This is a genomic window from Enterobacter cloacae complex sp. P38RS (genome assembly GCF_014930775.1).
GTDB classification, from domain to species: Bacteria; Pseudomonadota; Gammaproteobacteria; order Enterobacterales; family Enterobacteriaceae; genus Enterobacter; species Enterobacter bugandensis.
In genome coordinates, this window is record NZ_JADBRS010000006.1 from 62731 (window position 1) to 76043 (window position 13313).

General features: G+C 57.7%; 16 protein-coding genes. 12 read left to right on the top strand and 4 right to left on the bottom strand.

Features of this window, described 5'->3' with window-relative positions:
* Positions 1-45: 45 nt before the first annotated feature.
* On the top strand, positions 46-1617 hold the full coding sequence (locus IM303_RS10300; protein ID WP_028015291.1) for a methyl-accepting chemotaxis protein: 1572 nt from the start codon (positions 46-48) through the stop codon (positions 1615-1617).
* On the opposite strand, the gene IM303_RS10305 is transcribed toward IM303_RS10300, so the two are convergent.
* Both IM303_RS10305 and fbp read right to left on the bottom strand, forming a co-directional pair.
* Complete coding sequence (locus tag IM303_RS10305; protein WP_041911461.1) at positions 1589-1945, bottom strand: LysR family transcriptional regulator; 357 nt, start codon at positions 1943-1945, stop codon at positions 1589-1591. The two genes, IM303_RS10300 and IM303_RS10305, sit on opposite strands and share 29 nt — an antisense overlap.
* 148 nt (positions 1946-2093) lie before the next feature.
* Positions 2094-3092, bottom strand: a complete 999-nt coding sequence (gene fbp, locus IM303_RS10310) for a class 1 fructose-bisphosphatase (protein WP_028015293.1) — start codon at positions 3090-3092, stop codon at positions 2094-2096.
* Positions 3093-3289: 197 nt separating this feature from the next.
* On the opposite strand from fbp, the gene mpl reads away from it, so the two are divergent.
* Entirely contained in the window at positions 3290-4663 is a 1374-nt protein-coding gene (mpl, locus tag IM303_RS10315; protein ID WP_048999482.1) for a UDP-N-acetylmuramate:L-alanyl-gamma-D-glutamyl-meso-diaminopimelate ligase, read from the top strand.
* A gap of 73 nt (positions 4664-4736) precedes the next feature.
* Here the strand turns inward: mpl and yjgA are convergent, their stop codons facing one another.
* On the bottom strand, positions 4737-5288 hold the full coding sequence (yjgA, locus tag IM303_RS10320; protein WP_028015295.1) for a ribosome biogenesis factor YjgA: 552 nt from the start codon (positions 5286-5288) through the stop codon (positions 4737-4739).
* Positions 5289-5383: 95 nt separating this feature from the next.
* Here yjgA and pmbA point away from each other — a divergent pair, with 95 nt between their 5' ends.
* Both pmbA and cybC read left to right on the top strand, forming a co-directional pair.
* Positions 5384-6736, top strand: coding sequence for a metalloprotease PmbA (pmbA, locus tag IM303_RS10325; RefSeq protein WP_032644960.1), 1353 nt, complete (start codon positions 5384-5386; stop codon positions 6734-6736).
* Positions 6737-6776: 40 nt separating this feature from the next.
* Positions 6777-7163: a cytochrome b562 gene (cybC, locus tag IM303_RS10330; RefSeq protein WP_028015297.1), complete on the top strand. Its 387-nt coding sequence runs from the start codon at positions 6777-6779 to the stop codon at positions 7161-7163.
* Positions 7164-7233: 70 nt separating this feature from the next.
* Here cybC and IM303_RS10335 read toward each other — a convergent pair whose 3' ends face one another.
* Positions 7234-7389 carry a Hok/Gef family protein gene (locus tag IM303_RS10335; protein ID WP_041911460.1) on the bottom strand — a complete coding sequence of 52 codons (156 nt, stop codon included), beginning with the start codon at positions 7387-7389 and terminating at the stop codon, positions 7234-7236.
* Positions 7390-7806: 417 nt separating this feature from the next.
* Between IM303_RS10335 and IM303_RS10340 the strand changes: the two genes are divergently transcribed.
* From IM303_RS10340 to IM303_RS10375, 8 genes are read left to right on the top strand one after another with little or no spacing between them, the layout of a single operon-like run.
* Positions 7807-8145, top strand: a complete 339-nt coding sequence (locus tag IM303_RS10340; protein WP_026080657.1) for a PRD domain-containing protein — start codon at positions 7807-7809, stop codon at positions 8143-8145.
* A 10-nt stretch (positions 8146-8155) separates the two neighbouring features.
* Positions 8156-8518, top strand: coding sequence for an SFCGS family glycine-rich protein (locus IM303_RS10345; RefSeq protein ID WP_023293430.1), 363 nt, complete (start codon positions 8156-8158; stop codon positions 8516-8518).
* A 2-nt stretch (positions 8519-8520) separates the two neighbouring features.
* The gene (locus IM303_RS10350; protein ID WP_048999484.1) at positions 8521-8820 is read left to right on the top strand and encodes a DUF4312 family protein; all 300 of its coding nucleotides are present in this window, start codon (positions 8521-8523) and stop codon (positions 8818-8820) included.
* A gap of 22 nt (positions 8821-8842) precedes the next feature.
* A complete protein-coding gene (locus tag IM303_RS10355) occupies positions 8843-9619 on the top strand; it encodes a DUF4311 domain-containing protein (RefSeq protein WP_023310182.1) in 777 nt (258 codons plus the stop codon).
* Between the two features lie 13 nt (positions 9620-9632).
* The gene (locus IM303_RS10360) at positions 9633-10274 is read left to right on the top strand and encodes a DUF4310 family protein (protein ID WP_003856081.1); all 642 of its coding nucleotides are present in this window, start codon (positions 9633-9635) and stop codon (positions 10272-10274) included.
* Between the two features lie 42 nt (positions 10275-10316).
* Entirely contained in the window at positions 10317-11450 is a 1134-nt protein-coding gene (locus IM303_RS10365) for an amidohydrolase/deacetylase family metallohydrolase (RefSeq protein WP_063154902.1), read from the top strand.
* Positions 11434-12552 (top strand): DgaE family pyridoxal phosphate-dependent ammonia lyase, encoded by a 1119-nt coding sequence (locus IM303_RS10370; protein ID WP_193359877.1) that lies wholly within the window; start codon positions 11434-11436, stop codon positions 12550-12552. Before IM303_RS10365 ends, IM303_RS10370 begins: the two co-directional genes overlap by 17 nt.
* Positions 12549-13289, top strand: coding sequence for a KDGP aldolase family protein (locus IM303_RS10375; protein WP_041911457.1), 741 nt, complete (start codon positions 12549-12551; stop codon positions 13287-13289). Before IM303_RS10370 ends, IM303_RS10375 begins: the two co-directional genes overlap by 4 nt.
* The last annotated feature ends 24 nt before the right edge of the window (positions 13290-13313 follow it).

Below are 13313 nucleotides of genomic sequence, written 5' to 3' on the forward strand. Positions count from 1 at the left end.
CTCTTCTTTTATGCCCAGAAATATCTCGCTACCGGAAATAATATCATGCTTAAAACGCTATCGATTCGTACCGGCTTGCTCTCTTTACTGGCCGTTATGACCCTTCTGCTGCTGATTGTCAGCGGCATCGGCATTTATGCCCTCACACAGAGTTCTTCCTCACTGCAGCGCATTAATCACCTTCAGGGTGAGCAGATGGTGCAGCTGAACACCGGCTATACGCTGATCCTGCGCGCACGCAATGAGGCGGGTCAGGCCGTCCGCATGATGGAAATCGGCATGCTGGACGATGCGGCCAAAGCGGTAAAAAACATCAATCAGGAAGTCGCCCTGGCCCGGAAAACGTTAAAAGGCGTGATTGACGGCGGCGTGGCTGACGAACAGGGGCAGCAGCTCCTCGACAAAGTCGCGGCCAGCCTGGCGACGTATAACCAGCAGGGGATCGGCCCGATGCTGAAAACCCTGAATGACCAGAGTGCAGACAGCTATTACGATCTGCTGGAGAACACGCTGATTCCGGTGGCGAAGCAGTTCGATAACGACATGCAGGCGTTTCAGAAATGGAGCGAAGCGCGAGGTCAGGCGGAAGTGAGCGCCGTGCAGGCGAGTAAAAGCCGCGTGCTGATCCTGATTATTGTCGCCGCGCTGCTGACGGCGGGCATTATCGTGCTCGCCTGGCTGGCGCTGCGCCATATGCTGCTCAAGCCGCTCTCGGCGTCGATTGCTCAGCTGGAGAACGTGGCAGCGGGCGATTTAACCCACACGCTGAATGCCCCGGCGAGCCAGGAGTTTAACCGCCTCAACGCGGCGATAGAGGAGATGCGTAAGTCGCTGATGAGCTCGGTTCTGCGGGTTCGCGATGCCAGCTCGCAAATTGATACCGGCAGCCGCGAGCTGACGGCGGGGAACCGGGATCTTGCCGAGCGCACCGAATCCACCGCCACGTCGCTGGAGCAGACCGCCGCCAGCATGGAGCAGATCACCGCCACGGTGAAGCTTAACGCCGACAACGCCGAGCAGGCGCACCAGCTGGCGAAGTCTGTTTCCGACACCGCCGATCACGGCAGCGAAATGGTCTGCTACGTGATTGAAAAAATGCGCGATATCTCCGGCAGTTCGGCGCGCATCGCCGACATCCTGAGCGTGATTGACGGTATTGCCTTCCAGACCAACATTCTGGCGCTTAACGCCTCCGTGGAAGCGGCGCGCGCGGGCGAGCAGGGGCGCGGGTTTGCCGTGGTCGCGGGTGAAGTCCGCAACCTTGCCAGCCGCAGCGCCGACGCGGCGAAAGAGATCCGCTCTCTGATCGGCGATTCGCAGGCCCACGTTAACGAGGGCAGCGAGCTGGCCCAGCAGGCGGGTGAAACGATGGATGAGATTGCCACCGAAGTGCTGCGGATGACCAAACTGATGCGCGAAATTGCCACCGCGTCTCAGGAGCAGAGCCGCGGCATCGAGCAGGTGAATATTGCGGTGAACCAGATGGATGAAACCGCGCAGCAGAATGCGGCGCTGGTGCAGCAATCCTCCGCCGCGACCCGCTCCCTTGAGGAGCAGTCGCGTCAGCTGATGGAAGCCATGTCATCATTCAAAGTGACGGCTCAGACTGCGGCATAATATTTCCCAGCCCCGGTGCGTTCTGTGCCGGGGCTTTATTTCTCGCGGAATTTACCGCCGCAATATTATCGTGAATATCACCCATTAATAATTCCAGCGAGTTGGTTAACGCTAACGCTTTTTCAGTCGGCTCGAGATATAAACCTTTGCGAAAAAATAACGGCTCATCAAACAGTTGATTAAAACGCTTCAACGCCAGGCTCACCGCAGGACGGGACATCTCCAGGCGCAAAGAGGCTTTTGCCATACTGCCGCAGCGGACGACTTCAATAAATACAGGGATAAGATTTAAATCAATGCCGGTATTAGCCCGGGAATAATTTTTCATTGCAATTCTGCTCCAGGAAATAAATGTCAAACTGTTATGGAAATAATGCAGGAGCAGGGGTGAAGATTAAAGCGTGATTTTTATAAACACTTATACGGTAAAATATATAAATGTGTTGGGGAGCCAGACTGGCTCCCCGGGAGAGATATTACGCGTCCGGGTACTCACGGATAAAACGTTCAACGTCTTCAACCATATGGTTGTTGCCAACGAAGAACGAACGGCGCTGGTGAAGGCTTTCCGGCACGATGTCCAGAATACGCTGTTTACCGTCGCTCGCCTTGCCGCCCGCCTGTTCGGCCAGGAACGCCATCGGGTTGCATTCGTACAGCAGGCGCAGCTTCCCGTCCGGGTGGCTGGCGGTGCTTGGGTAGAGGTAGATACCGCCCTTCAGCAGGTTACGGTGGAAATCCGCGACCAGAGAGCCAATGTAGCGGGACGTGTAAGGGCGCTGGGTCGCTTTATCTTCTTCCTGGCAGAATTTGATGTACTTCTTCACGCCGTTCGGGAACTTGATGTAGTTGCCTTCGTTGATGGAGTAAGTGCTGCCTTTCTCCGGGAAGCGCATACGCTCCTGGCACAGGCAGAAGACGCCCAGCGACGGATCGTAGGTAAAGGCGTGAACCCCGCATCCGGTGGTGTAGACCAGCATGGTGGACGAGCCATAAACGACGTAACCGGCCGCAACCTGGTTACTGCCCGGCTGCAGGAAATCTTCTTCGGTTACCGGCGTACCAACAGGCGTGACGCGGCGGTAGATGGAGAAAATGGTACCGACAGAAACGTTAACGTCGATGTTGGAGGAGCCGTCGAGCGGATCCATCAGTACGACGTATTTCGCGTGTTCACACCCTTCGAAAACAACAATTTCATCTTCTTCTTCGGAGGCGATACCCGCAACGATGTCGCGCGCGCGCAGTGCAGCTTTCAGTTTTTCATTTGCGAACAGATCGAGTTTCTGCTGAACCTCGCCCTGAACGTTCTCGGCACCGCTGGCACCCAGGATATCGACCAGACCGGCCTTGTTGATATCACGGTGGATGATCTTAGCGCCCAGCTTTATTGCCGACAGCAAAGCAGTGAGTTCACCCGTAGCATGAGAGAACTCGTGCTGCTTTTCGACAATAAATTCACCTAACGTTTTCATAACACTTTCCCTGCATCTTTGTGAGTAGAGCGATTGTATGTTCACTAAAACGACTAAAGCCCAACAATCTTAACAAATATTCAAATAGTAGCGCAGAGGTGAATCGCGCCAGCAACATACGGATTTACCTGAAATGCGTTTCACAGCCGCTAACATGTGAGTAAAATGTGCGCCACATTAAAGAAGGATAGTGACGTATGCGCATTCATATATTGGGGATTTGTGGCACTTTCATGGGCGGACTGGCAATGCTGGCGCGCTCGCTGGGCCATGAAGTGACAGGTTCGGACGCCAATGTGTATCCGCCGATGAGCACGCTTCTGGAGAAACAGGGCATCTCTTTAATTCAGGGCTACGATGCCAGCCAGCTGGATCCCGAGCCGGATCTGGTCATCATTGGCAACGCCATGACCCGCGGTAACCCGTGCGTTGAAGCGGTGCTGGAACGCAATATTCCGTTCATGTCCGGCCCGCAGTGGCTGCATGATTTCGTGCTGCGCGACCGCTGGGTGGTTGCCGTAGCCGGTACCCACGGCAAAACCACCACCGCCGGCATGGCGACCTGGATCCTCGAAGCCTGCGGCTACAAGCCGGGCTTCGTGATCGGCGGCGTGCCGGGTAATTTCGACGTCTCTGCGCGTCTCGGCGACAGCCCGTTCTTTGTGATTGAAGCGGATGAATACGACTGCGCATTCTTCGACAAGCGTTCCAAATTCGTGCACTACTGCCCGCGCACGCTGATCCTCAACAACCTTGAGTTTGACCACGCGGATATCTTTGACGACCTGAAAGCCATTCAGAAACAGTTCCACCACCTGGTGCGCATTGTTCCGGGCCAGGGCCGCATTATCCTGCCGGAGAACGACATCAACCTGAAGCAGACCCTGGCGATGGGCTGCTGGAGCGAGCAGGAGCTGGTGGGCGAGCAGGGCCACTGGCAGGCGAAAAAACTCAACGCGGATGCCTCCGAGTGGGAAGTACTGCTCGACGGTGAGAAAGTGGGCGAGGTGAAGTGGGGCCTGGTGGGCGAGCACAACATGCACAACGGCCTGATGGCGATCGCCGCGGCGCGCCACGTGGGCGTGCTGCCTGCGGATGCGGCCAATGCGCTGGGGACGTTTATCAACGCCCGCCGCCGCCTGGAGCTGCGCGGCGAAGCGAACGGCGTGACGGTGTATGACGATTTCGCGCACCACCCAACGGCCATTCTGGCGACGCTTGCCGCCCTGCGTGGCAAGGTTGGCGGCACCGCGCGCATTCTGGCGGTGCTGGAACCGCGCTCGAACACCATGAAAATGGGCATCTGCAAAGACGACCTCGCGCCGTCCCTGGGACGTGCCGACGAAGTCTTCCTGCTGCAGCCGCAGCATATTCCGTGGCAGGTGGCTGAAGTGGCCGACGCCTGCATTCAGCCTGCGCACTGGAGCGCGGACGTGGATGTCTTAGCGGATATGGTGGTGAAAGCCGCACAGCCTGGCGACCACATTCTGGTGATGAGCAACGGCGGGTTCGGTGGGATCCATCAGAAGCTGCTGGACGGTCTGGCGAAGAAAGCCGCGGCCGCAGAGTAAAAAAAGCCCGGTGGCGCTAGCGCTTACCGGGCCTACATTATCTCTTCTCCCTCTCCCCTTTGGGGTGAGGGGCTTACTCTGCGTTTTCAGACAGCTCGCGCAGATACTGGAAAATCAGACGCGCGGATTTCGGCGGCTTATTCCCCTCTTTCTCTTTCTTCGCGTTGCGGATCAAAGAACGCAGCTGCTGGCGGTCGGCATCCGGCCACAGGTTCAGCACTTCCGGTACCGCATCATCACCCTGTTCAATCAGACGATCGCGGATCTGCTCCAGCTTATGGAACAGCGCAACCTGCTGGTTGTGGCGGTTTTTCAGCTTGTCCAGCGCCTGACGGATCGGATCCACGTCGCGCTGACGCAGCATTTTACCGATAAGCTGAAGCTGGCGACGACGGCCTTCTTTCTTGATTTTCTGTGCCAGTTCAATGGCATCACGCAGATCCTGGTCGAGCGGGATCTTATCCAGCGCGTTTTTACCCAGTTCTACCATTTCTGCGCCAAGCTGTTTTAACTCTTCGGCGTCACGTTTAATTTCACTTTTACTGACCCAGATGATCTCATCATCTTCGTCTTCGATGTCATCACCGGGAACGTCGTCGAGCCAGTCTTCGGGCTGCTTAGTCATGTCAGGCTCCTTAAAAAAAGAGGCTAATGTTACCAGTTAAGACGCGCACTGAAAAACGGTTCTCTGTTAGACTTCACTTAACTCTCTCTTACAGTATGGCATTTGCGATGAAAGTAACCTCACAAGTTGAAGCGCAGCGTAAGATTCTGGAAGAAGCCGTCTCCACCGCGCTGACGCTCGCTTCAGGTAAATCAGATGGCGCCGAAGTGGCGGTCAGCAAAACCACTGGCATTAGCGTGAGCACCCGCTATGGCGAAGTGGAGAATGTAGAATTTAACAGCGATGGCGCGCTTGGGATCACGGTGTATCACCAGAACCGCAAAGGCAGCGCGTCGTCCACCGATCTCAGCCCGGATGCCATCGCCCGCACGGTGCAGGCGGCGCTGGATATCGCCCGTTACACCTCTCCGGATCCTTACGCAGGCGTGGCGGATAAAGATCTGCTGGCGTTTGACGCGCCGGATCTCGATCTGTTCCACCCGGCTGAAGTCACGCCGGATGAAGCGATTGAGCTGGCCGCGCGCGCCGAGCAGGCGTCTTTGCAGGCTGACAAGCGCATCACGAATACCGAAGGCGGCAGCTTCAACAGCCACTACGGCATCAAAGTTTTCGGCAACAGCCACGGCATGCTGCAGGGCTACTGCTCCACCCGTCACTCGCTTTCAAGCTGCGTAATTGCCGAAGAGAACGGTGACATGGAGCGTGACTACGCCTACACCATTGGCCGCGCGCTGGGGGATTTGCAGTCTCCTGAATGGGTGGGCAAAGAGTGTGCCGAACGCACGCTGTCTCGCCTGTCGCCGCGTAAGCTTTCCACCATGAAGGCCCCGGTCATTTTTGCCAATGAAGTGGCGACCGGCCTGTTTGGTCATCTGGTGGGCGCTATCGCGGGCGGCTCGGTGTACCGTAAATCGACCTTCCTGCTCGACTCGCTGGGCAAGCAGATCCTGCCGGAGTGGCTGACTATCGAAGAACATCCGCACCTGCTGAAAGGGCTGGCCTCCACGCCATTCGACAGCGAAGGCGTGCGCACGGAACGTCGGGATATTGTTAAAGACGGCATTCTGACCCAGTGGCTGCTGACCAACTACTCCGCACGCAAGCTGGGGCTGAAAAGCACCGGGCACGCGGGCGGGATCCACAACTGGCGCATTGCCGGGCAGGGCCTGAACTTCGAGCAGATGCTGAAGGAGATGGGCACCGGTCTGGTGGTCACCGAGCTGATGGGCCAGGGCGTAAGCGGCATCACCGGCGACTATTCTCGCGGTGCGGCAGGCTTCTGGGTCGAAAACGGCGAAATTCAGTATCCGGTGAGCGAAATTACCATCGCCGGAAACCTGAAGGACATGTGGCGCAATATCGTTACGGTCGGTAACGATATTGAAACACGTAGCAATATACAGTGTGGTTCTGTATTACTGCCGGAAATGAAAATCGCCGGCCAGTAATACCCGAAAAGCGTTTTAATAATAAAAAAGGAAGTGAGCAATGCGTAAACACCTGTTAGCGATCGTCGCGGCTTCAACGCTGGTTCTTGGCTCTTCTGCGTTTGCTGCCGATCTCGAAGACAACATGGACATCCTCAGTCAAAACCTGAAGGTAGTGCAGAAAACGGACAATGCGGCGGAAATGAAAGGCGCACTGACCAAAATGCGTGAAGCGGCGCTGGACGCGCAAAAAGCGACGCCGCCAAAGCTGGAAAGCAAAGCGGCAGACAGCGCAGAGATGAAAGACTATCGCCACGGCTTTGACGTGCTGGTCGGTCAGATCGACGGCGCGCTGAAGCTGGCTAACGAAGGCAAAGTGAAGGAAGCCCAGGCGGCGGCCGACCAGTTTGTGGCGACGCGCAACACGTATCACAAGAAATACCGTTAATTGGGTGCCTGAGCTGTACGTCTTTCCTCCGTATGCGGAGGCGCACTAAGCGCCCCCGCATCCTTGCTCCCTACTGGCCGGAGCGACAATCCATCCGCGCTGTCACTTCAAGCGAGCCGTTTCGAAAACGGATCTCGCACAGTGTTTTCCTCGTCACCAGCGTTAAGATGATTATTGTCAAAGCAACAATCATCGAAACCCGGATAATTGGGGATTGGCGTTTCATGGATGCCTCCTTGCTTTAAAGCGGGCGAGGTAGCGAACTCCACGGTCGTGACGTGTCGTTTCGAGCCCCCGCCCTGATTTTCTATCAGGCGGGGCTTTCCACTTTCCGTCCCATGCCTGAGACGGTCAGTCTCAAGCACCCGCAGCCACTCTAGCGAATCCCCATAAGAAAACCTTATCCACGTCACATTTCTACGAGCCTGCTCGTAAACTTTTCCACTCCGCTTACCTGTTTAGTGCCGCTTAATAGCGTGATATTCATCACGTAAATGCGGCCGTTAATCCAGATTCACCATATTTATGTGGCACAGATCACTGCTGCGGCTCGCCTTTCCACTTCGAAGTGGAAAACAACTCGCTACAAACCCTTCACGCCCAACGTTAGTTTTATTCCAGAGCCATTAACGGGGTAAGACGAGTGATTAACGGAGCGGTAATGAACGACGTTGGGGAACAGGCGGTGCAAACAGAACAGCTCGCGAACACCATGCTGCAGCAGGTTTATGCCCTGCTGGCCCGGCACAACATCATCCCCAATGCGGTACAGGAGCAGATGCTCACCTCCCACGTTCGCGCAATGGCGCACCGGTCCGTGACCGGCGAGCCGCTGCCGGAGGTTGAAGCAGAGCTGTTCGACGAAATTTCACCAGATTCAATGCAGCTTGCCCGTGAAGTGGTGGCGCAGTTTGGCAACCTTCCTGATGAAGAGGCCTGGCTGCTCTCCGTTCACTTTGAAGTCGCGAAAGACAACCTTTAAGGAGCAACACATGGAACAGATTACAGTCGTGATTGGCGATCGCCTGGGTAAAGGTCAGAAAGTGGCTGCGGGTGTGGAAAAAGCAGGTGGACGCGCAGTGGTTGTGCCGGGCATGGCGGCGGACATGAAGCTCGGCGACGTAATGAAAGCGGAAAACGCCACCTTCGGCATCTCCTTCTGCGGCAGCGGCGGCGCGGGCGCCATCACCGCCCAAACCAAATATGGCTACAAGGCCAAATACGGCATGCGTTCCGTGGAAGAGGGCGTGACCGCCATCAACGAAGGCTGCAACGTGCTGGGCTTTGGCTTTATGGATAAAGAAGAGCTGGGCGAGCGTCTGGTGCAGGCGTGGCAGAAGAAATACGGCGCATAAGCATGAAAGAACAGTTCACAACCACGGTGAGAGTGAAGGGGAAGGGCGACGCCAAAGCGCGCGCCTTTGCCGACGCCCTCAACCACGTTCAGGCCGCGGTGATGAAAACCTCACCGCATATCTTACTGCGTATTGAGCCACAGGATGTGCAGGTTGTTCAGGCGCAAGAAGCGGTGCGTAAAGAAGCGTTTCTGTTCTTCTTTTTGCGCCGGGAAAGACGCACCTACAGCGTGGAGCTGGATGTGACCGTCAACGTGACCGCCATCAATCTTGACCGGGTGGATTTCGTCACGCAACGCTGATTATTCATAAAAGGGCAGACTGATGTTCTTAATTATATTAATAAAATCGCTCATCATTGGCGGCCTGGTTGGCGTCGGTGTCGGAGCCGGGGCTGCACGCATGTTTCATGCGCCTACCACTCAGGGTATGGGCGCGTTTCGTACGTTGGGGGAACTGAACTCCTGTGAAGGGGATCCGGCGTCCCACTTCTCCTTTGGGTTAGGTTTCTTCTTTAACGCCTGGGCCTCTTCCGTGGCTGCAGGTGCCTTCACACAGGACGTTGACCACCGCATCATCCCGAACTGGGGTGCTGCTGCACTGATGATCAAAAACCGTAACGTCGGCGAAACGCTGCACGATCCCCGCAAAATGGCGATTGCCTGCGGCGTGATTGGCATGCTCGTCGTCACCTTCCTGAACCTGACCGCCTCCTCCGTGCCGGCAGCGCTGCAGGTCACCGCCGTGAAGGTGCTGGTGCCTGCCGCGAACCTGCTGGTTAACACCGTGATGCCGGTGATCTTCTGGCTGGCGGCCATCGACGCGGGTAAAAAATCGGGCTTCTGGGCCACCATCTTCGGCGGCGCGGCGCAGCTGATCATGGGGAACGCCGTACCGGGTCTGGTTCTCGGCATCCTGATCGGTAAAGGCGTTGAGGAGAGCGGCTGGAACCACGTCACCAAAGTGATGATGGCGGCGATCGTGCTGCTGTTCGTGTTGAGCGGCTTCTTCCGCGGCTTCGACATGAAGATGATCGAATCCTTCCATCTGACCGTGCCGAACTGGCTCGACATGATCCACAACTCGCTCAGCGGTAAATAACAGGAGCCTCTAAATGGAACAGAATAAAGGTTTTTGGTATGCCGACTGGTCGTTCCCGATCTTCGTTGGCCTGCTCTCCTCCGGCGTCTTCGCCGGGACGCACATGTACTACCTCTACGGCATCGGCGCGTTTAACGAAGTGGCCTTCGTGGCGATGCTGAAAGCGGGAATCGATACCGGCGTCTACGGCGCGGTGGCGGCGTTCGGCGCGAGCTTCCTGTTCGCCCGCATTATTGAAGGGTCGCTGGTGGGTATTCTCGACATCGGTGGGGCGATCCAGACCGGCGTGGGCCTCGGCGTACCGGCGCTGCTGCTGGGCGCGGGGATCATGTTCCCGGTGACCAACTTCATTGCCTCGCTGATTACCGGCCTGGTGATTGGTCTGGCGATTGGCTACGTCATCATCCTGGCGCGTAAGTTCACCATCAACCAGAGCAACTCCACCTACGGCGCAGACGTGATGATGGGCGCGGGTAACGCCTCCGGCCGCTTCCTCGGGCCGCTGATTATCCTCAGCGCGATGACCGCCTCCATTCCAATCGGCGTCGGTTCGCTGGTAGGCGCGCTGCTGTTCTACATCTGGCAGAAGCCGATTACCGGTGGCGCCATCCTCGGCGCAATGATTTTGGGCTGGCTGTTCCCGGTCGCCCTTTAATACCCGCGGGCGCATCTGCGCCCGCCCTATCAGGAGATCCTCATGTTTGATTTACTCCTGCGCCGTGCGCGCCTCGCCGACGATACCCTGACCGATATCGCCATTCAGGACGGGAAGATCGCCGCGACGGGCGAAATTGACGCTCCGGCCCGTAAAACGGTTGAGCTTAACGGTGACGTGTACGTTAGCGCGGGCTGGATTGACTCCCACGTTCACTGCTACCCGAACTCACCGATTTACCACGACGAGCCGGACAGCGTGGGCATTGCCACCGGCGTCACTACCGTGGTGGACGCGGGCAGTACCGGGGCCGACGACGTGGACGATTTTTACGACATCACCCGCAAAGCCTCCACCGACGTCTTTGCCCTCCTGAATATCTCCCGCGTGGGGCTGATTGCCCAGAACGAGCTGGCCAACATGGCAAATATTGACGCCGATGCGGTGAAGCAGGCGGTGAAGCGCCACCCGGATTTTATTGTCGGCCTGAAGGCGCGCATGAGCAGCAGCGTGGTCGGTGAAAACGGCATTACGCCGCTGGAGCGCGCCAAAGCCATCCAGAAAGAGAATGGCGACCTGCCGCTGATGGTGCACATCGGCAATAACCCGCCGAACCTCGACGAAATCGCCGAGCTGTTAAGCTCCGGCGACATCATTACCCACTGCTACAACGGCAAGCCAAACCGCATTCTGACGCCGTCCGGCGAGCTGCGCGCCTCCATCACCTCCGCCCTTAAGCGCGGCGTGCGTCTGGACGTCGGGCACGGCACGGCGAGCTTCAGCTTTGAGGTGGCAAAACGCGCCATCGCGATGGGCATTCTGCCGCACACCATCAGCTCGGATATCTACTGCCGCAACCGCATCAACGGCCCGGTTGGCTCGCTGGCAAGCGTGATGTCGAAGTTTCTCGCCATCGGCATGTCATTGCCGCAGGTGATTGACTGCGTGACCTCGAACGCCGCCGACGGCCTGCGCCTGACGCGCAAGGGTCGCATCCAGCCGGGTCTCGACGCCGACCTGACGCTGTTCACGATTAAACGCCAGCCAACGGTGCTGACGGACGCTGAAAACGACAGCCTGCAGGCTGAACACATTCTGGTGCCGCTTGCCGCGATCCGCGCGGGCAAGGGCTATATGACCGAACAAGGGAGCACGGAACATGCCTTCGATTTATGAGAAGTATAATTTAAAGCAGGTTATCAACACCTCTGGCCGCATGACGGCGCTGGGCGTCTCCACGCCGCGCCCGGAAGTAGTGCAGGCGGCGATGGACGGCATGAATCATTACTTCGAGATGAAGGATCTGGTCAATAAAACCGGGGAATACATCGCGAAGCTGCTGGATGTGGAAGGCGCGACGGTGGTCTCCTGCGCGTCGGCGGGCATCGCCCAGTCCGTGGCGGCGGTGCTGGTAAAAGACAGCGACTGGCTGCTGGAAAACCTGCACGTCACGCCAATCGAGAACAATGAAATCGTCCTGCCGAAAGGCCACAACGTTAACTTTGGCGCGCCGGTCGGCACCATGGTGGCGCTGGGCGGCGGCAAGCTGGTGGAAGCGGGTTACGCCAACGAATGTTCCGCCGATCAGCTGGCGGCGGCCATCACCCCGCGCACGGCGGCGATCCTCTACATCAAATCGCACCACTGCGTGCAGAAAAGCATGCTCAGCGTCGAGCAGGCGGCAGTCGTCGCACGTAAACACTCCCTGCCGCTGATCGTCGATGCTGCGGCGGAAGAAGATCTGCACGTGTACTACCGCTCCGGCGCGGATCTGGTGATTTACAGCGGCGCGAAAGCGATCGAGGGGCCAACCAGCGGCCTGGTGATCGGCAAAACCCAGTTCGTTGAGTGGGTGAAGCGCCAGACGGCGGGTATTGGCCGCGCCATGAAGGTGGGTAAAGAGGGGATCCTCGGCCTGACCTGCGCCATCGAACACTACCTGACGGCCACCAAAGAGAGCGGTGCCGAGATGGTGGCGAAGATGACACCGTTTATCGACGCGCTCAACACCCTGAACGGCGTCACCGCCCGCGTGGTCTGGGACAGCGCGGGTCGCGATATCGCCCGCACCGAAATTAAGTTCGACGAAGCTACCACAGGCGTCGGCACGGGTGATCTGGTGAACGCGCTCAAGCAGGGCGAGTACGCCATCTATTTCCGTGGCTACAAGGCCAACGAAGGGATTATCGAAGCGGACGTGCGCAGCGTAAGTGCTGACCAGCTGAACATCGTCTACCGCCGCATTAGCGAAGTATTAGGACAGGAGAAAAACGCATGAAACTGACCCCCAATTTTTACCGTGACCGCGTCTGCCTGAACGTGCTGGCCGGCTCAAAGGCCAACGCCAGCGCCATTTATGAGGCGGCGGAAGGTCATGTGCTGGTGGGCGTGCTCTCCAAAAACTACCCGGACGTGGCGAGCGCGGTCGCGGATATGCGCGAGTACGCGGCGCTGATTGATAACGCGCTCTCCGTGGGGCTGGGCGCGGGCGATCCGAACCAGTCGGCGATGGTAAGCGAAATCTCTCGTCAGGTGCAGCCGCAGCACGTTAATCAGGTCTTCACCGGCGTGGCCGCGAGCCGCGCGCTGCTGGGGCAGAATGAATCGGTGGTCAATGGCCTGGTCTCTCCGACCGGTACCGTCGGCATGGTGAAAATCTCCACCGGCCCGCTGAGCAGCAAAGCGCCGGACGGCATCGTGCCGGTTGAAACGGCGATTGCCCTGCTGAAAGACTTCGGCGGCAGCTCGATTAAGTACTTCCCGATGGGCGGCCTCAAGTGCCGTGACGAATACCAGGCGGTGGCGGAAGCCTGCGCCCGTCACGACTTCTGGCTGGAGCCGACGGGGGGGATCGATCTGGAAAACTATGAGGCGATCCTGCAGATCGCCCTCGACGCGGGCGTGAGCAAAATCATCCCGCACATCTACAGTTCAATTATCGACAAAGCCAGCGGCGATACGCGTCCCGAAGATGTGCGTACGCTGCTGGCGATGACGAAGAAGCTGGTGAAGTAGAACTCACACATATAAAGGAGCCAC

What these genes read in the sequence shown, in the direction of transcription:
- IM303_RS10375 (WP_041911457.1), top strand. Translation starts at nt 12,549, where the DNA reads ATGAAACTGACCCCCAATTTTTACCGTGACCGCGTCTGCCTGAACGTG.
- IM303_RS10300 (WP_028015291.1), top strand. Translation starts at nt 46, where the DNA reads ATGCTTAAAACGCTATCGATTCGTACCGGCTTGCTCTCTTTACTGGCC.
- IM303_RS10360 (WP_003856081.1), top strand. Translation starts at nt 9,633, where the DNA reads ATGGAACAGAATAAAGGTTTTTGGTATGCCGACTGGTCGTTCCCGATC.
- IM303_RS10345 (WP_023293430.1), top strand. Translation starts at nt 8,156, where the DNA reads ATGGAACAGATTACAGTCGTGATTGGCGATCGCCTGGGTAAAGGTCAG.
- mpl (WP_048999482.1), top strand. Translation starts at nt 3,290, where the DNA reads ATGCGCATTCATATATTGGGGATTTGTGGCACTTTCATGGGCGGACTG.
- IM303_RS10305 (WP_041911461.1), bottom strand. Translation starts at nt 1,945, where the DNA reads ATGAAAAATTATTCCCGGGCTAATACCGGCATTGATTTAAATCTTATC.
- IM303_RS10370 (WP_193359877.1), top strand. Translation starts at nt 11,434, where the DNA reads ATGCCTTCGATTTATGAGAAGTATAATTTAAAGCAGGTTATCAACACC.
- IM303_RS10335 (WP_041911460.1), bottom strand. Translation starts at nt 7,389, where the DNA reads ATGAAACGCCAATCCCCAATTATCCGGGTTTCGATGATTGTTGCTTTG.
- cybC (WP_028015297.1), top strand. Translation starts at nt 6,777, where the DNA reads ATGCGTAAACACCTGTTAGCGATCGTCGCGGCTTCAACGCTGGTTCTT.
- fbp (WP_028015293.1), bottom strand. Translation starts at nt 3,092, where the DNA reads ATGAAAACGTTAGGTGAATTTATTGTCGAAAAGCAGCACGAGTTCTCT.
- IM303_RS10365 (WP_063154902.1), top strand. Translation starts at nt 10,317, where the DNA reads ATGTTTGATTTACTCCTGCGCCGTGCGCGCCTCGCCGACGATACCCTG.
- IM303_RS10350 (WP_048999484.1), top strand. Translation starts at nt 8,521, where the DNA reads ATGAAAGAACAGTTCACAACCACGGTGAGAGTGAAGGGGAAGGGCGAC.
- pmbA (WP_032644960.1), top strand. Translation starts at nt 5,384, where the DNA reads ATGGCATTTGCGATGAAAGTAACCTCACAAGTTGAAGCGCAGCGTAAG.
- yjgA (WP_028015295.1), bottom strand. Translation starts at nt 5,288, where the DNA reads ATGACTAAGCAGCCCGAAGACTGGCTCGACGACGTTCCCGGTGATGAC.
- IM303_RS10355 (WP_023310182.1), top strand. Translation starts at nt 8,843, where the DNA reads ATGTTCTTAATTATATTAATAAAATCGCTCATCATTGGCGGCCTGGTT.